Genomic DNA, 18,322 nt, shown 5'->3' on the forward strand with positions numbered 1-18,322 from the left:
AAAGCGAAGTCATTTTGTTGACTTCGCCGTAATTATTTACAATATCAAAAAACGTTTGTTTATATTATTTGCCTGCCTCTCCCGAACTCTCTCTTATGACAAGCTTCGGAGTGATGATCTGAACAGCTTCTACCTCTTCTCCCCTGGCAGCTGCAATCGCTGTATCAATCAGGACTCTTCCGTAGTTCTCATAATCGTAGTCAATACTGGTGAGTTTTGGAATGGTAAGATCTGCAATATAAGTATTATCAAAGCTGACCAGCGATATATCTTCCGGAATTCTAAGGCCATGTTCACGGATACTTCTTACTGCACCACTGGCAGCAAAGTCGTTGATCGCTATAATGGCAGTCGGTCTGTCTTCAAGTTCAAGGATCTTATTGGTACACTCATATCCTGATTCAGGATCGTATGTACCGTTGATTACATATTCACCTTTTTCCTTGATTCCATGTTTTCTTAAAACTTCCTGGTATTTGAGGTACTTGTTGTAAGTGGAAGTAACCCTCATCTCTCCGCCTACCAGAGCAATCTTCTGATGCCCCAGACCTATGAGATGTTCCATTACAGTATCCATAGCTCCGGATTCATCTATGACAACGCTGTGTACTGAAGTCTTATCGAGCTTACCGGTAACAATGACGGGGGTCTTCTCACAGATCCCTCTGACCTTAAGAGCATAGTCCTCATCTGTAATAAGGTCGTCAACTCTTCCACCCATCTGTATGATGGCGTCAACCTTCTGCTGCAGCATGATATCCAGCTGAGCCTTTTCTCTTTCAATTTCACCAAAGCTGTTGGAGAGCACAACGCTGTAACCGGCCTTCTCGGCAGCCAGTTCACAGGCCACAAAAAGTGCGGAATAATAAGGGTTTCTGACATCCGCAGCTATAATACCGATGTTCTTTGTGGCAGTATCAGATAGTCCCTTGGCCAGGGCATTGGGTTTAAAGTTATATTTCTCAATGAGCTTCTGTATTCTTTCTTTCTTTTCCTTGCGTACAGAAGCACTTCCGTTGAGTACGCGCGAAACAGTGGACGCAGAAACCCCTGCCTCCTCTGCTATATCGTAAATCGTAATCGTCTTGCCATTGCCCGCTTTGTCTTTATCCATAATCACTCCGTCATAAGCTTTCTGAAACCGATTTCAAAATTAATATTACGGGATTGAATATAACCTGTCAAGATAGTACAAAAAAAGAGGGCACATTGGGTGCGCCCTCTTTCTGAACTTTCTTTTACTGTGTAATTGAAGCCATTACAGGAACTCTGATAAATGCAAGACTTCCGTGGCGTGTCATATTAACAACTACATGATCCTTACGAATCTCAACAACAGGAAGCTGTACCCAGCTGCCGCCCTGTGCCTGATATACAGCAATATTGTCGCCGGGCTGAACGCCTGCCAAGAAGAAGTTAACCTTAGCTGTTGAGAATGCAACACCGGGAGAACTTGTCTCTATGCAGCTTACAAGGCTTCCGCCAACCTTTCCTGCCAGACTGTTTGCAGAGGTGATTGTTCCGCCTGCAGGTGCCTTAATGGTAAAGGTAACATTACTTCTGCCGCCGTTTATCTCAATCTTGCCGCCCTGATATGTCATGGTTCCGCCGAAATTAACATAGTTTCCGCCGCTTGTAGGAGCAGATGGTTTTGATGATCCGCCGCCACCGCCGCCTCTGTTGCTTGCCTGTACAGCCTTTGTAAGATCAGAGATGCTCTTTCTGAGCTCTGCATTCTCTTTTTCGAGCTCCTCGAGCTTTTCCATGATCTCTTTTGGCGTTGGACTCTGTACACTACTTACTTCATCCGCAGCAAATACGCAGATAGATGATGTGACAAACAGAACCGATGCAAGTGCAAGTGCTATGATTTTTTTCATTTTCGCGCCTCCATACTTTCTTTCTAGAATCTATATTCCCATGATAAGTAATATCATTCAGGCTCAGAATAATCTATTTCCCTGTCTATCTTTCCCATTACATCACCTACAAGACATCCAACAACGATAATCTGCTTTGAAGGATCAGTATTGTCAGTAGTAGTCAGAGTTATGATAAAATTCTCAGGTGCCACGGCTCCTTCCCATCCGCTTCGGATGTTCTTGGTCATGGACCTGGAGTTGTAAATCTCGTCAAGAAAAGCCTGGCAGCCTGATGCACAGGTAAAGTCGTACTCCTCAAGCAGCCTCGTATTACTGCGGCTGTAAGCTGCAAAGGCATAATATATAAGTGCATTTCCTTCCATATACACATATATGTAAGGATGTTCTTCAAAATACTTTCTGTCCAGAAACTTCTGGACATCCGCAAACATGGTTCCGTCCTCAGGCGATGAGCCGTGCAGAACTTCATTGAAATCACACATGTCCTTTAAGTTTGCGCATTCGGTATATATGGCACCCTTAGGATCTGTCTCTTTATTCACATTGTGATTTATGTAAAAAGAGTCATCTCCATCGGAACTCTGCAGCACAGGATAATCGATTGAGGTGTTCGGAACGTTTATCCACGCAAAGATATCTTCATTGGTTTCCCTAAGCTTTGCGATATCAACGTGGCTTTCCTCACTACTTTCAGTACTCTCAGCCACAGCTTGCGTTGTCCCGTCTTTAGCACATCCTGACAGGAGAGCTATAGCCATGAGCACAGCAAGCACTTTCCCGAAGGCATACCTATCTATATGTTTGTATCGGCATATTTTCGACATTAGTTTAGTCCAGGTAGTCAATTTTTTTATAAAAAGTCTCGATGATAGTCTTATACAGGTCATCGTCATCTACAATAAACTCATCATAGATGTCGTTTATCTGTGTTTTTCCTTTTATCATCTTAAAATCAGTGTCATCAAATTTGTATTTGGTCAGATCCGGTGCAAGATAGCTGATCTCATCCACCGTTATATCCGTAACCATCTTATCTTTTATTGCTGTAAAAAGCTCTACAGCAGCATTCGGGTCCTGAAGGCTCTTTTCTCTTGCCACGTCAATAAAGGCATTAAGATACTGACGCTGCCTTTCAAGCCTTTTATCACTTCCGCCGGACTCAGACATATCTCTGCACTTAAGATATGTAAAGGCCTGTTCCCCCGTCAGATGAACCTGCGCACCTTCATAAAGCTCTTTATCCCACTTGGTGAGATCCTCTATTACATCTACATCAACTCCGCCGATCTGATCATTGATCTCAGGGATTGCACTCATGTTGATGGCCGCATAGCCGTGGATCGGAAGCTGATAAAACATGCTTGAAACAGCCTTCACCTGGTATTCACAGCTCTTTTCCATTCCGTCGCCAAAGCCGTGCTGGATCGCGATCTGAGCCACTATTGTATTCTGATATCTTCCGTACTCGTCATAGATATCAACGTTGGTCATGGAGTTACGGTTAATGCCGATTATCTTTATGGTCTCCTCGTCGGGATTTAAGACCAGCAGGAACAGCGCATCGGCCTGTCCTCCGTCCATTCCCTCGGCAACCGGCGTTACGACCTCGTCTTTTTTATCTATTCCCATGATCAGGAAAGTTGTAATGTTCTCGTTGTAATCATAAACAGAGCCGTCATATCTTACCCAGTCCGACTGCCATGCTACGCCCGCACTTTCGCTCACAGGTTCTTCTCCCTGCACAAGCATAGGTGTGCTGGTTGCAGATTTGGAACTAAGATTTGATTTTCCAAAGAATCTCACTGCCTCAAACCCTGCCATGACAAGCACGATAAGTGTCATGACACTGGCCCAGATAATGAGAAAGACTCTGCCTTTTCCTCGCATGTTTACGGCTCCTGATTGCCGGCAGAATTCTCAGCAGATGATGCCTCTTCGCCGGCTTCCTGTTCTCCTGTAGATGTCTCTTCTTCGCCTGATAAGATGTCTGTATCAGACGCAGCTATGTTTGGAAACATCGGATCCTCCATGGTCTCTGAGGAATCTCCGAAGCTGTCTATGTCTGCAATGTCTGCAGGAAAAACTCTGGACTGCTTGGTGACGTTTCCGCTGTAATCTGCGACTGCATAATATACAACCGCAGTCTCTTTTTCCCTGTTAAGTACTACCTTCTCTACAACAATCCTGCTGGTAAGGTCTCCGTCCTTGGAATCGTAGGCGTTTATTCCGACCTTTAGGTTGTTGTCCGTGGTCTGCGAATCATAGATGATGTCAGTCGCAGAAAACCGAAACTCCGGAGCTGTGCGATCGCTCCTTGTGTAGGCCACCACAATGAGAAAAATCAGTACCCCACTCAATATGGAAAAGAATATTCCAAGAATATTTCCTCTCACTTACAATCCCCTCAATCTTTCCTCGTTACTCCCGATAAATAATTAAGCTCATTAAGATCATCGTCATCAGGCTCGATATCCGCTACCGGAGCGGGTCTTGGTCTTCCCGAAGTCTCGGGATTATCCTCTCCGTACTTTCCATAGTACTTGCCGTAATACTTGCCGTAGTACTTGCCATAGTAGCTGCCGTAATGTCCGTAATATCCCTTGCCGGAGATATCAACCTTATTGAGTACAACGCCCAGCATCTTGGCACCGGCCTTATCAAGCTGGTCCTTAACTCTCTGAGCAAATCTGTAGCTGATGGAATTACTCTCAATCACCATGATGGTTCCATCGCACTGCTTGGCTACAACCGCCGCGTCGATAACGCTTCCCAGCGGCGGAGTATCTATGATAACGTAATCAAATACCTGCTTCATGTTCTCAAGGACTTTTCCAAAAATCCTTCCACCCAGAAGCTCACTGGGGTTTGGCGGAACAGGTCCTGCAAAGACAACGTAGAGATTTGGAGTATCGGTCTCACAGATAACACTCGAGAGCCTCTCTCTTCCAACCAGGCAGTGGGTAAGGCCGAGTCTTACCGAACCTGTACGGTATCTGCCCACCAGCACTGACTTACGCATGTCGGCATCCACCAGAACAGTCTTTTTACCTGCTTCCGCAAAGGCTCTTGCCAGTGCCATAGCCACGGTGGTCTTGCCCTCTCCCGGAGTACAGCTGGTGACAGAGATAACTCTGACGTTCTGTCCGCTGAATTCCACGTTGCTTCGGAGGGTCTTATATGCTTCTTTTATCTGATAGTTGTTTTCTGACTGACTAAAATGAAGCTTCGCGCTCTGCATACACCCTCCCCCTACTTCTTCTTTTTCTTGTCGGACTTCTTGGATTTCTTTTTATCCGTCTCTTCTGTTGTCAGCGGAACAAGAGCAAGGGTGCTGAGCCCAAGGTATCTCTCAACATCGTCGTTGCTCTTAATGGTGTCATCCAAAAGGTATTCAAGGATTGCGAAGAAAGCAATTATTACAGCTCCCAAAAATCCTGCAATTATGCCCCATCTCATGACGCTTGGTCCGGACTTCTGAGTCGGAACATTGGCTGTCTCAGCAACGTTGATGGCGTCGATATCCATAACGTTGGTGATGTGCTCACTGGCCACTTCTCTGATGCAGTTGGCTATCTGCATAGCCATCAAAGGATCCTCGTCCCTGGCAGTTATCGCAACTATTCGGGTATCGGAAGGTGTATCGACCTTGAGAACCTTTGAAAGATCCTCGTAGTCCACATCCACAAGGTTGAGCCTCTGGATGACCTCCTCGATAACATATCTGCTCTTTATCAGCTCCGCATAGTCCTGGGTGAGCTGTGTGGATATCTGCACGTCGGAATATGTCACGGTCTGGTTTTCTTCTTTGTTAAGGATGTAGATCTTGGTGGTAGAATCGTAGACAGGGTGCAGTACAAACTTACTGACAAAAAGCCCCGCAAGACCAAAAAAGATACCTGCGCTGATTATCAGAAAGGCCCTGCCCAGAAGTACCGAAAATAGTTCCCCCAGATTGATTTCAATTATGTCGTCCCTATTCCCCATGGACACTCCTCTTAGATTAGTTCATTTCTTATCACATTGGCGGGATTGGTGAAAAAGAGCTTCTTCCCGTAATCTTCGCCATATTTTCTCTCTATATAGTTCCTGCAATCAAGAAGATTGGGTGCTCTGCGCCCGGTATCGTGAGCGTCGGATGCAATAAAGTGCACCAGCTCTTCCTTTAGGAGCTTCTTTGTAAAATGGCTTATGCCAAATCCATACTTACCCATGATGCTTGAGGCGTTAACCTGAATAAAGCTTCCCATTTCTATAAGGTCTTTTACCCTTGCCGGATGCGATACGATGTCACTGTACCTCTCCACATGAGCAATTATGGGAATAAAGCCCGCTGCCTGGACCCTGCTCACGGCATTTTGTATCGCCTTGTAAGGGTTTGTCGGATGAAACTCCACAAGCACATAGTCGCTCCCGGCAAGAGAACATATCTTGCCCTCTATAAGCTCCTCCATGGTCTCATCGCTGTAGTAGATCTCGTTTCCGGAAAAGAGCTTTGCCTTTATACCTGCTTCCTTGGCAGCCTCCTGGAGCTTTTTCCTGTAGACCACGTTATGCTCAGGGCTCACATTGTGATGCATGGGCTTGTGATGCGGAGTCAGTATCAGATGTGTGATCCCGTTTTTGTCAGCAATCCTCAGCATTTCCAGGCTCGTAGCCATGTCGGGTGACCCGTCATCGACCCCCGGCAGGATGTGACAATGTATATCAATAGTCGGCTCAAGTTTACTCATAAATTGATGAAAAGAAATTCCTCACCATAAATTGATATAAAATAATACAATATATCATAATAATTATACTACAGCAAAACGCGTGGTTTCAACATTCTGTGGTGATTTATAGAAATTTTATCAAGATATGGTATGATTTAAATATCATCAAAACCATGTTAGAAAAAGGAGAAAAATTATATGCTTCCGCAGGATCCGATTATACTTTTAAGCTATGTAAATACGCAGCTAAGGGACAACTACTCAAGCCTTGATAAGCTCGCTGAGGGCCTTGATATGAGTGAGGAAGAGGTAAAAGAGATGGTGGGAAAACTTGAAGGTGTTGGGTATAAATATGACGAAGAGGTAAACCAATTTAAATAAAATCAATGGGGAGTCAGTGGGGACGGTTCTCTGGGGGAGTCAGTGGGGACGGTTCTCTTTGACTCCCTTTTTTGATGATCAAAAGGTATAGAATACCTAAGCAAAAGGGAGTCAAAGAGAACCGTCCCCACTGACTCCCCCAGAGAACCGTCCCCACTGACTCCCCACTGACTCACGCCTGAAATTTCACGGCCACGGCGCCTTGTTGCTGCTCGCCTTGCGCAGTAGTCTCAAACTCTTTTACGTCTTCTGCCGAAAATCCTTCTGCAGCCTCTTTTTCCAGGCTGATCTCATAGTTTATTGTTCTGGCGAGGGCGATAAGTCCTGCGCCGAAAACGTAGTCCCCGTCATCATGGGCTTTTTTCACATATCTTTCTATACTTGCAATAAGGTGTTCTCTCGGAAATTCCGAAAGCACCCTGATAGCATCATCAAAGTAGGGCTTCTCAATGTCCCTAATGCAGTCAAAGAGGAAATCTTCCGCCTTTAAGTTGTCAGGAAACCCTAGTTTTTCATAGAGCTTTACTCCGTTGAGGACATAGATATCCTTCGTATACCTGCCTAAATCTGCAAAAGCATCACCATTTTTGACACTGCCGTTTTTTATTCCTTCACATATTGATGCAATTTCAAGATCGGTCAGAGTCTTCTTAAAAAAGACCGGTTTGATATTATCCGGGGATATCAGCGTTTTTATTCGTTTCTTCCCAAGGTTACCTTTTTCAATGCCATTAAATTTCGCACGGCACTTCTGTTCCCACTGATATCTGAATTCATTCCAGTCCGCGGTAGCAAATCTGGAAGTCGAAAGGTGCATGTCTGCCTTGACCGCGTCAAAAGCCTCTTTGCATATTTCTTCCGGATAGTCTGATACAGTGCCCATAAGTTCCTTCAGCGCTTCTGTTATCTTCTTGTTTCCGGACCACTCCTGCTCACCGCCATATACTCCATCAATCATGTAAACAAAACATTTGTCGTCATGGCTTCTAAAATCAAATCTCTTGACCAGTGCAAGTGGATAGTACTTTCCTTTGATGTATACCCACCTTCCGCTGCTGCTTACTTGTACATCCTTAACTTTCTTGCCTTTACTTGTCACGTAGGGGCGGAATTTCTCTCCCGCGAGAAGTCTGTATATCTCACTCTTAAGGAACTTATCTCCCCAGTAAGGTACGACCTGGTCGTGAGCAAATCTCTCTGCTGTATGTTTTATTAAAAGAACTGCCGGAGCGCCGAATACCAGAAGTCCAATCGGCATTGATGCCAATGCAATAAAGGAACAAAGAAGGGTTATAAATACCCAGTAAATCTTTTTGAATAATTCTCCGCTCCTGAAATACCCTTTTAAATAGTTCCACATGTGCTTACTGCTTTTTCCTTTTCTTTATCTGTTTCTTTAAGAGTTATCTCATACTTGATCTCTTTTGACAAGCTTATGAGTCCTGCTGCCCAGACAAGATCGTCGGCATCATGGGCCTTTACTATATCCGCATCAATACGAGCGATAAGTTCATCCTTAGGAAACATATTCTTAAGAACAGCAATCGCATCATTAAAGTATGACTTCTTAATATCCTTAAGGCAATCAAAAAGAAAGCCCATCCATTCTTTATTTGCAGGATATCCGATCCTTTTGAGGACATTTATTCCATTACATACACAGTACTCATCGGAATAGTTTGTTATGTCAAAAAGAGCATACGGCCTTTCTATCTCACCATTTTTAATAGCCTTTGCAATGGTCTTGAGCTCATCATCAAGAAGGACTCTTCGAAACATCTGCTTGTAGACGATGTGTTCCTCGGTAATCTCTTTAAGAGATTCTTCTATTTCCTCATCAGTGGCCTTTCCACTAAGAAGCTTTGAATACTCCCTCTCCCAAAGGTATCTTACTTCAAACCAGTCAGCATAGGCCAGTTCTTTGTAATCTCCGGACCATACTTTCTTAAAAGCTTTGGCGCGATTACTCGGAAGATCATCATAGGTAGTATCATCAATTCTAAGTGCCAGTGGTGGAAAGAGCTCTCTGAGAGCCATTTTGACAAGTCCCGGCCTGTGCGTCTTGACATTTATCATAACCGATTCGCCGTCTATCATTTCAAACTCATTTTCAAGTCCGGAAAGTCCCTTAATAAGGGGTATCGGATAAATTTCTCCTACGATCATGACCCATCTTCCGCTTTCACTTACCAGAACATCATTGCACTTATAGCCGTCTTTCGTTATATAAGGCGAAAACTTATCCTCAGCAAGAAGCTTAAAAATCGCATCCAGGCCAAAGAGCTTTCCCCAGTAAGGAACCGGCGATTTAATTCTAAAGGATAACAAAATGGTTAAAAGACCTTTAATATAATTCCACATAAAAAATCCAATCCAACAAATAAGGGAAACGCTTTAGAGAGCGTTTCCCTAAATATCTACATCTTATTTAGCAAGGATCATCATGATCTCGTTGCTTCTCTGTACAAACTTGGTCATTGCTTCGCCCTCAAGAGGTGCATTCTGGATGCGTGCAAGATCATAGAGCTGTTCGCAGATGGTCTTGGTGTTCTCGCCATCTTCATGCTCCATCACATACTGAACAAGAGGATGATTAGCATTTAAGATAAGGGTCTGTCCCTCTGCTCCGAAGTCGCCCATTCCCATTCCGTTCATGGCATACATCTTCATCATCTCTGCCATACGACGGGACTCCTCGGATACAGTAAGCATTGATGAAACTTTCTTATCCTTAAGCTTCTCAAGCTTAACAGTGAGCTTGTCGTTCTTAAGAGCTTTCTTGATCTTCTCTGAGAGCTCTTTCTCCTTCTCTTCAAGCTCAGCTGCTGCTTTCTTGGAAGTTCTGGACTTAAAGGTATCTGTAAGGTCAGCGTCGATTCTCTTAAAGCGGATGCCCTCGTTCTTGCGCTCAAGCTGCTCCATGAAAGGAACGTCGATGTTGTGCTTCATAACGAATGCTTCCATCTTCTGAGCCTTGAACATGTTGATGTACTGGCTCTGCTGCTGCTCGTCTGTTACGTAGTAGATGGTGCGAGGCTCCTTGTCCTCTTCCTTGGCATCATCTGCCTTGGCAGCATCCTCAGCAGTCTCGGCTTTCTTGCCCTCGTCAACCACTTCAGCCTCAACCTTCTCGCCATTCTCATCAACAGCCTCAGCCTTCTTAGCTTCTTCCTCAGCCTCTTTGTTGATCTGAAGAGCCTCAGGAGTTGTAAGGTACTTGCCATCCAGGTTCTTAAAGAGGATGTAGTCTGTCATCTTCTCGCAGAACTTGTCATCGCGAAGGCAACCATACTTGATGAATGGGCTGATGTCGTCCCAGTACTTGTCATAGTTCTCTTTATCAGTCTTGCAAAGACCTGCAAGCTTCTCAGCAACCTTCTTTGAAATGTACTCAGAGATCTTCTTGACAAAACCATCGTTCTGAAGAGCTGATCTTGATACGTTAAGAGGAAGGTCAGGACAATCGATAACACCCTTAAGGAGCATCAGATACTCAGGAATTACTTCCTTGATGTTATCTGCGATAAATACCTGGTTGTTGTAGAGCTTGATTGTTCCCTCGATGGATTCAAACTCCATGTTGATCTTAGGGAAGTACAGGATACCCTTTAAATTGAAAGGATAATCCATGTTGAGGTGGATCCAGAAAAGTGGCTCCTTGTAGTCTCTGAAGACCTTTCTGTAAAACTCCTTGTACTCCTCGTCTGTACAGTCCTTGGGGGTCTTAGCCCAAAGAGGATGGATATCATTAAGAAGCTCAGGTCTTCTCTTTATCTTGTACTGAAGCTCAGGCTCCTCTGTCTCGCCTTCCTTCTTCTCAGGATGAACCTCTTCGATCACTGTATCTGACTCAAGCTTCTCTGAAGCCTTGATAGTCTCTGTTCCCTCTTCATTCTCTTTTGACAGATAGATCTCGTAAGGCATGAATGAGCAGTATTTCTGGATAACTTCTCTTGCCTTATACTCGTTGCAGAACTCAAGACAGTCCTCTGAGAGGTGAAGTGTTACTGTTGTACCGACTTCTGCCTTGGTACCGTCTTCCATCTCAAAGTCTGAACCGCCATCGCAGGTCCAGTGTACAGGTGTGCCACCCTTGTATGAAAGAGTATCGATATCTACAGAATCAGAAACCATGAAGGTTGAGTAAAAACCAAGTCCGAAGTGACCGATGATCTGATCGGCATTGGCCTTGTCCTTGTACTTGTTAAGGAAATCTGTAGCACCTGAAAATGCCACCTGGTTGATGTACTCCTCAACCTCCTCAGCTGTCATACCGATACCGTTATCCACGATCTTGATGGTCTTGTCCTTGTCGTTTAATATAATGTCCACGCGAGGCTTGAAATCATCGGGAAGCTGGTACTCGCCCATCATATCCATCTTCTTGATCTTGGTGATGGCATCGCAGGCGTTAGAGATCACTTCTCTGTAAAAGATATCGTGGTCTGAATAGAGCCATTTCTTGATGATCGGAAACATATTCTCGCTGTTGATTGATAAATTACCTTTTTTTGAAGCCATAATTCTCACTCCCTTTTTCTATATATTGCATTCGCCCATCGGGCAAAAAATGTACATCTATCATCGTACAGAAAATAGTTTAAGACCCCCACAACCAAAAGTCAACAAAAATTTAGCACTCACCAAGGGTGAGTGCTAACAAATGCATTTCTTATCATTTTACGTGTTCTGCAACATAGTCGGAATAGCTCATTCCGGTATATTTCTTAAAGCAGCGGCTGAAATAGTTGGGATCGGGAATTCCCACTTCTGCAGCAGCCTGATACATCTTTACATTTCCTTTTGCTATCTCCATGGCCTTTTTCATTCGAAGGTCCGTAAGATATTCAACAAACTTTTTCCCCGTATCTGCCTTGAATTTTCTTGATAAATAACTTGCTGAGAAGCCGAAGTGCTGGGCTATAAACGCAAGGTTTAATTCCTTGTCCGTGAAGTTCTCCTCAAGATACCTGGTTATCATATCCGTGGAGCTCTCTTCGGAAGCTCCGCCCTCTTCATCTGACTTCTGCTCTTCCCAGTAGTCTTTTTCCTTCTTGAGCTTGTCCGCCGCTCTCTCCAAAACCGGCGTGATCTCAGCCCTTACCATGGGCTTTAGCATATAGTCGAATACCGGGAGGCTTACGCACTTTCTGGCATACTCAAACTTATCGATGGCAGTCATGATGATGATAATGAGCTTGGGGTAACGTGCAGTGGCAACTTCCGTGAACTCGATTCCATCCATAAAGGGCATGGAGATGTCAACAAAGGCAATATCCGGGCGAAGGTCGTCAATGATATTGATGGCCTCAATTCCGCTGGCTGCTTCTCCAACAACCTCCATTCCGAGGCTGTCCCAGTCAATGGCTGCTCGCATCAGTTTTCTTGCGGATTCCTCATCATCTATTATCATTACTCTCAGTGCTCTGTTCATCATTTTGCTCCAATGGTTATTTCAATTCTGGTGTACTCACCGGGTTCACTTTCTATTTTAACGCAGTCTTTTTTGCCCGTGTACATTCTGATTCTCTGAATTGTTCCCCAAAGTCCGAAGCTCTCATCCGCCTCCTCCGGCCTGTCCTTCTCATCAGCAGAGAGGATCTTGTCGATCTTATCCTGATCCATTCCAACACCGGTATCTTTGACTATGATGTGAAGCTCCCTCTCGGGATACTCCTCGCCCTCGATTTCATCGATGTAGGCCGAAATACTGATAAGACCCTTCTCACCTTTTAATCTGATGCCGTGGTAGATACTGTTTTCAACCAGCGGCTGAAGGATAAGTTTAGGGATGATAAAGTTCTCTGTCTCTTCGGGTATATCATATTCATCTTCTATTATATCCCCATATCTGAGTTTTTGCAGGGACAGATAGTCCTGTACAATCTTAATCTCCCTTGAGAACGGTATATCTCTGCCGCCCTTGCTAAGGAAGTTGCGGTAGAAGCTTCCCATGGTCTCCAGCGCGTCATGAACCTTGTCAGCTCCCGCATCCAGCGCCATGTAGCCTATGGTCTCGATGGAGTTATAGAGGAAGTGCGGTTTTATCTGCTCCTGGAGCACACGCATCTCGGCCCTCTGAAGGGTCTTTTCCTTCTCCATGAGTCTGTCGATCAGCTCGTTAACGTGGTCGATCATGTTGTTGTAGTCGCCCTCAAGCATGTCAAACTCACTGCTGCTGACCTCAACATCGATCTTCTTAAGTTCGCCCGAAGCTCTGTTTTTCTCCATGGCAGAGGAGAGCTTGAACACCGGATCGGTTATGTTTCTGCTGATAAAAGAGCCTGTAAAGAGCGCCAGTACAACAAATATGGCAAGCATAAATATCAGGACGTTTATCGCGGTAAAAGGCACTACCTCGTTGCCGTAAGTAGAGACCTTAAGCAAAACTATGGGCATATTTCCAACTCTGCAGCCGGAAGCAAGTCCCTTTTCGCCTTCTATTGTTATATCCTTATGGACAATGTCTTTTGAGATAAAAGAGCTGTCGAAATAAGGCGCAAGATTTCTGTTGCCTGCAAGAAATGAGCCATCACTTCCCATGATACAAATATCGGTATACCTAAGATCTACCAGCATCCTGTTAAAGATAGCCGAAGAAATATTCATCATCATAAGACCTGTTCTTTGCTGGGAATCCAGGTCATAAATAGCTCTGGCGATGGTTACCATCGGCTTGTTTCCAAGCTTTTTGGCAACATTGTTTGAATTAAGGGAAACAACAGCCTTTCCTTTGCCCTCATATATGTCTTTTCTCCACGTATCTGAAGTCATACGCTCGTAGTCATATTCGTAGGTAAATCTGTTGGTGGCAAACATGATCATATCTTCCCTGAAGACCATGACCGTGTCCACACCTTCAGTGACATTGAGGATATCCATGACGCCGTATCTGGCATCATTTATCATACTGATATCCACTATATCCGAATCCGCCCTGAGGAACTTAACCACCCTGTCCTCAGTCATAATAAGTCTCGAGAGTTCAGAATACCTTGCTATATCACTGGATATATTGCTTGACAGAGTACGCAGGACTTTCTCGGACTCTCTCATTCCGTAATTCTTTTTTTCACTTTCAGTGATGAAATAGATGGACACCAAAAAGACAACCGTCACAACCAGACCGATCCCGAGGATCAGCTGTTTTAGCTTGTTAGATAAGGAAGTATTCATTTTTTCCTGATTTTTTTCCTTCATAAAATATAAGATACCATGTTTTCAACATTAAAGAAACCTGCCGTCCGGGCCCACGAGCCCGGGTGACAGGTCTGCTAATAATCTTATCCTTTATCCCTTTACCGCTCCGGCAATGAAACTCTCCTGAATCTTGCCACTTAAGAATAAGTAAAAGATCAGTGTAGGGAATGTAGCTATACAAAGCGCCGCACCAATTGGGCCCCAGTCTGTGGTGTAGGCTCCGGAAAGAGCTTTGATACCAACAGGAAGTGTTCTGTGCTGAGAATCCGAAATGAATACATTCGCAAACATGAACTCGTTCCAGCACTGAAGGTATGAGTAGACACCAACCGTTGATACTGCAGGCTTCATAAGAGGAAGAATGATCCTGAAGAACGTTCCCGTAAGAGAACATCCGTCTATCCTTGCAGCTTCGTCCAAAGCATAGGGTATCTCTACCATGAATCCAGTACAGATAAGGATTGACATTGACAGAGCAAATGCAGAGTAAGGAACAATAAGTGTTGAATACTTATTGAGCCAGTGAAGCTTTGAAAGCACTACATAAACAGGAACGATCGAAGCCTGGATCGGAATGGTAAGACCCAGCATAAAGAATGCATTGGTGAGCTTATTGAGCTTCCAGCTGATTCTTGTTATCGCATAGGTTGCCATCATGGCTGCGAAAAGAGAAATCGCGATGGCAAGTGTTGTTACAAGTAAGCTGTTAAAGAAGTAAAGCAGCATGTTGCCGGTGCCAAGTGCTCTGGTGTAGTTGGTCCAGAGCCATTCCCTCGGAAGTCCGACAATGTTTGCTCCGAAAATCTCTTCGTTTGACTTAAGTGAGAAAGTGAACATGAAGTAAATAGGGAAGAGATTTATCAGCGCCCAGATCCCAAGGAAAATGTACATCAGGACTTTGGCGGCCGGATTAGTTTTTTTGATTATATCTGAATTAGTGTTCCCCATTGTTTAGTCCCTCTCCCTAAATATTGCTGTTATCGCCAGCGCAAATGCAAAGCAGAGTAAAATAAGCATTACAGAAATGGTACTTCCCATTCCGTATCTATTCCTAAGGAACAGCATGTTCTCAAGAAGAGTACTCGGAACTTCAGTGGTCTGGAATGGTCCGCCCTCTGTCAGGATCCTTACAAGGTCGTAGGTCTTAAGTGAACCGGTAACCGCAAAGATAACGCTTACTCTGATGATAGGCTTGATGATAGGTATAACAATGTACCTGTCAACCTGCGTAGGTGTTGCGCCGTCAAGCATTGCTGCTTCCCTGAGGTCGGTGGATACGCCTTTTACTCCGGCGTACATAAGGAGCATATGGTATCCGATATACTGCCATACAGTAGGAACTATGATCGCTCCAAGAGCAGTTTTTACTTCACCAACCCATACGTGCTTCCAGCTTCCAAGATTAACAGCATCGAGGAATCTGTTTAAAAGACCGTAATCAGGGTTATATATCTTAAGCCAAAGTTGGCCAATTACCACAGTTGAAATCAGTACAGGCATAAAGAATACTGACAGAAAGAATCTCTCTTTCTTTGGGCGTCTTCCAAGAAGAAGTGCCAGGAAAAGAGAAAACGGCAGCTGAACAAACACTGAAAAGAAAGCCAGTATAAGTGAGTTCTTAAGACCTGTCATGAACTTGATAGATCCGTTTGTAAATAATTCGATATAGTTGTTAAACCCGATAAAAGTTCCTTCCGAGAAGCCATTCCAGTCATACATACTTCTGTAAACAGATACAGCGATAGGCGCGATCAGAATGCTCACAAATAGCAGTAATGCAGGGAGAAGAAACAAAAATATGGTAATCCCTTTTTGTATATCCGCAGTTTTTTTATTCATACAAGCAACCTTCCAAAAAAATCGGTCCTTTCTGTATTCCCAAAGAAACGCAGGAAGGACCGATGTAATGTTAAATATTACCTAATGTCTTTTGCAAGACCGTCAGTAAATGCTTTTCCGTCAACCTGGCATCCATAAACCTGATCAACATATGAAAGATATGTATTTGCATCGTCAGCAGACATAGCTGTATCACCGAAGAGTACGAAGCTGTCAGCCTTGCTGCAGATCTCAGATACAGTCTGTGTAAGTCCGTTTACGCTGCTTGTGTCACCGTAAGGTGTCCATGCAGGAAGTCCACATCCATCAAGGTAGCCATAGTGGCAGATAAGCTTACCAAGCTCGAAAGCATAGTCAGCAGCTGCTGCAGCGTTAGGTGAAGAAGCTGCTACTGCAAGTGTATCTGAAGGTCCACCGATGAGCTGTCCAAGTTTAGCCTTGTCAGCGTTGATTACAGGGAACTCACCAACCTTTACCTTAGGGAAGAACTCTTCGTTTGCTGCGAAGTCTGCACAGTTCCATGTTCCGTTCATGTAGAATGCATACTTGCCAGCCATGAAGTTGTTCTTAACTTCGTCGTTTGTAAGGCCGATTCCTGAAGGATCGAAGTAACCATCTGTTACAAGCTTCTGGAATGTATCAACAGCGTCTGTAACGTCCTGATTATCCCATGTTGCTCTTCCAAGGAAGATGTCATTAAGAGTGTCAGCGCCTGCGCTCTTCTCGATAACAGACTCAAGATACTCAGTTACACACCATGTCTCTTTTCCTGCACATCCGAAAGGAATGATTCCTGCTTCTTTAAGCTTGTCGCAGCATGCGATAAACTCATCATATGTTCCGGGAATCTCTGTGTAGCCAACCTTCTCAAGGAGCTCCATGTTAGCAAACAGACCAACAATGTTCATTGTTGTAGGAACGCCGTAGTGCTTGCCATCATAAGTTGTGTTGCCAAGCATGTTCTCAGGAAGTTCGCTCTTCCAGTTCTGATAAGCATCATCGAGGCAGTAAACCTTACCTGCATCAACGAAGTCACCAAGGAATGCGCATGACCATGTGAAGAAGATATCAGGCATCTCGTTAGCAGATACAGCAGCTTTGATCTTTGTCTTGTAAGACTGGTTCTCAAAAGCTTCCCATGTGAAGTTAACATTGGGATACTTAGCCTGCATATCAGCTATAGCTGCTTCATAAGCGTGACGGTTTGAATCACTCTCAGTTGCGATACACCACATTGTAAGAGAAATAGGCTCTGAAGAGTCGGTATTCTCTACTGCAGCAGGCTCTGCTGCCGGCTCAGCTGCGGGCTCTGCGGTTGTTGCTGCAGGCTCTGCAGGTGCGGTTTCTGCAGGTGCAGAAGATCCGCCACATGCGACGAGAGACATAGCCATAACTCCCGCCAACAAGGTTGAAACAATTCGCTTCATTTTCATAACACACCTCTCCTTTGTTGAAAGTATTATTTTATTGAACCCTGACCATTGGCCATGGGTAAGCAACCGTAAGTTTGTCACCGTTTAAAGTGTAATAAAGATATGCATCCTCCATCGGTTCGTCGTACATAAGCTTGATCCTGGATTTCTCCTCATCCACTGTGTAATGTCCAAAGAAAATGTTCTCCTCACTGAATTCCCCACTGTCTGTAAAAACATAGGACCAACCATTTCCCTGGAGCCAGTTCCCAACAACACCCTCTCCCTCACCACTTCTGGTGTAGGTCGACTCTTCATACAGGGTCATCTTATCTCCGTTCATCTCATAACGGATCTTCTGCTGCTCTCCGTTCTCATCCTTGAGAGTTATGTAGGTATCGTCCTTGGTGTAAGTGTACTCATTCCCCTTATAAGTAGCCTTACCATCTTCTGAGAGAGCAATCACAGCTTCCGTGGGCTCATAATCATAAGCCCATTTTTCAGTTTTACTTCCACATCCTCCAAGTACGGTAAGAACAAACAGCATTGTAATTGCTAAACTATATACTCTTAATTTTTTCATACTCTTATTCCCCGTTTCAGTAAAACTTACTACAACTTAACTATATCCAATCAAGTTATCTGATAGAATGGATTTCTTTTACCTCAACAAGCACATTTTTTACTTCTTTAACAGAAAGTTAATTCTTTGTTTGCAAATTTTATGCATTTTAGACAAAAAGAAAAGCACTTGTTTTTACACAAGTGCTAAACCATTGTAAATTATGACGGATAAAAGTAAAAAATATGCTTATGAGTTGAAATATTTCTCGTAGACTTCCATGAATCCGGTGGCAGTAACGTTTTCATCCTCGATGAGTTCAACGCTGTCCCA

At 44.2% G+C, this 18,322-nt stretch carries 18 protein-coding genes; 1 reads left to right on the plus strand and 17 read right to left on the minus strand.

The window, feature by feature from the left end; all coding sequences use genetic code 11:
• Positions 1-64: 64 nt before the first annotated feature.
• The 8 genes from G589_RS0106320 to G589_RS0106355 all read right to left on the minus strand — a co-directional run bounded on the left by G589_RS0106320 (position 65) and on the right by G589_RS0106355 (position 6,613).
• Positions 65-1,114, minus strand: a complete 1,050-nt coding sequence (locus tag G589_RS0106320; RefSeq protein WP_026521493.1) for a LacI family DNA-binding transcriptional regulator — start codon at positions 1,112-1,114, stop codon at positions 65-67.
• Between the two features lie 124 nt (positions 1,115-1,238).
• Complete coding sequence (locus G589_RS0106325) at positions 1,239-1,880, minus strand: hypothetical protein (protein WP_026521494.1); 642 nt, start codon at positions 1,878-1,880, stop codon at positions 1,239-1,241.
• A 53-nt stretch (positions 1,881-1,933) separates the two neighbouring features.
• Positions 1,934-2,590, minus strand: a complete 657-nt coding sequence (locus G589_RS19085; protein ID WP_196811851.1) for a class B sortase — start codon at positions 2,588-2,590, stop codon at positions 1,934-1,936.
• A gap of 121 nt (positions 2,591-2,711) precedes the next feature.
• Positions 2,712-3,770, minus strand: a complete 1,059-nt coding sequence (locus G589_RS0106335) for an LCP family protein (protein WP_026521495.1) — start codon at positions 3,768-3,770, stop codon at positions 2,712-2,714.
• 2 nt (positions 3,771-3,772) lie between these two features.
• Entirely contained in the window at positions 3,773-4,276 is a 504-nt protein-coding gene (locus G589_RS19090) for a hypothetical protein (protein ID WP_035775533.1), read from the minus strand.
• An 11-nt stretch (positions 4,277-4,287) separates the two neighbouring features.
• Complete coding sequence (locus G589_RS0106345) at positions 4,288-5,121, minus strand: polysaccharide biosynthesis tyrosine autokinase (RefSeq protein ID WP_022768567.1); 834 nt, start codon at positions 5,119-5,121, stop codon at positions 4,288-4,290.
• Positions 5,122-5,132: 11 nt separating this feature from the next.
• Positions 5,133-5,867: a YveK family protein gene (locus G589_RS0106350; protein ID WP_026521496.1), complete on the minus strand. Its 735-nt coding sequence runs from the start codon at positions 5,865-5,867 to the stop codon at positions 5,133-5,135.
• A gap of 11 nt (positions 5,868-5,878) precedes the next feature.
• The gene (locus tag G589_RS0106355; RefSeq protein ID WP_035775534.1) at positions 5,879-6,613 is read right to left on the minus strand and encodes a CpsB/CapC family capsule biosynthesis tyrosine phosphatase; all 735 of its coding nucleotides are present in this window, start codon (positions 6,611-6,613) and stop codon (positions 5,879-5,881) included.
• Positions 6,614-6,793: 180 nt separating this feature from the next.
• Between G589_RS0106355 and G589_RS0106360 the strand changes: the two genes are divergently transcribed.
• Positions 6,794-6,976, plus strand: coding sequence for a DUF4250 domain-containing protein (locus G589_RS0106360; RefSeq protein WP_022768570.1), 183 nt, complete (start codon positions 6,794-6,796; stop codon positions 6,974-6,976).
• Positions 6,977-7,148: 172 nt separating this feature from the next.
• Here the strand turns inward: G589_RS0106360 and G589_RS0106365 are convergent, their stop codons facing one another.
• From G589_RS0106365 to G589_RS0106405, 9 genes are all read right to left on the minus strand, one after another.
• A complete protein-coding gene (locus tag G589_RS0106365) occupies positions 7,149-8,336 on the minus strand; it encodes a hypothetical protein (protein ID WP_026521498.1) in 1,188 nt (395 codons plus the stop codon).
• Entirely contained in the window at positions 8,321-9,337 is a 1,017-nt protein-coding gene (locus G589_RS0106370; RefSeq protein WP_026521499.1) for a hypothetical protein, read from the minus strand. Before G589_RS0106370 ends, G589_RS0106365 begins: the two co-directional genes overlap by 16 nt.
• Before the next feature lie 63 nt (positions 9,338-9,400).
• Positions 9,401-11,497 (minus strand): molecular chaperone HtpG, encoded by a 2,097-nt coding sequence (gene htpG, locus G589_RS0106375; RefSeq protein WP_026521500.1) that lies wholly within the window; start codon positions 11,495-11,497, stop codon positions 9,401-9,403.
• A gap of 154 nt (positions 11,498-11,651) precedes the next feature.
• On the minus strand, positions 11,652-12,410 hold the full coding sequence (locus tag G589_RS0106380; protein ID WP_026521501.1) for a response regulator transcription factor: 759 nt from the start codon (positions 12,408-12,410) through the stop codon (positions 11,652-11,654).
• On the minus strand, positions 12,410-14,152 hold the full coding sequence (locus G589_RS0106385) for a sensor histidine kinase (protein WP_026521502.1): 1,743 nt from the start codon (positions 14,150-14,152) through the stop codon (positions 12,410-12,412). Before G589_RS0106385 ends, G589_RS0106380 begins: the two co-directional genes overlap by 1 nt.
• Before the next feature lie 114 nt (positions 14,153-14,266).
• Positions 14,267-15,124, minus strand: coding sequence for a carbohydrate ABC transporter permease (locus G589_RS0106390; RefSeq protein WP_035771683.1), 858 nt, complete (start codon positions 15,122-15,124; stop codon positions 14,267-14,269).
• 3 nt (positions 15,125-15,127) lie between these two features.
• Complete coding sequence (locus G589_RS0106395) at positions 15,128-16,015, minus strand: carbohydrate ABC transporter permease (protein WP_026520537.1); 888 nt, start codon at positions 16,013-16,015, stop codon at positions 15,128-15,130.
• A gap of 77 nt (positions 16,016-16,092) precedes the next feature.
• Positions 16,093-17,448, minus strand: coding sequence for an ABC transporter substrate-binding protein (locus G589_RS0106400; protein WP_026521503.1), 1,356 nt, complete (start codon positions 17,446-17,448; stop codon positions 16,093-16,095).
• A 31-nt stretch (positions 17,449-17,479) separates the two neighbouring features.
• Complete coding sequence (locus G589_RS0106405; protein ID WP_026521504.1) at positions 17,480-18,010, minus strand: hypothetical protein; 531 nt, start codon at positions 18,008-18,010, stop codon at positions 17,480-17,482.
• Between the last annotated feature and the right edge of the window lie 312 nt (positions 18,011-18,322).

It is taken from the genome of Butyrivibrio sp. VCB2001, assembly GCF_000423965.1.
GTDB lineage: Bacteria > Bacillota > Clostridia > Lachnospirales > Lachnospiraceae > Butyrivibrio.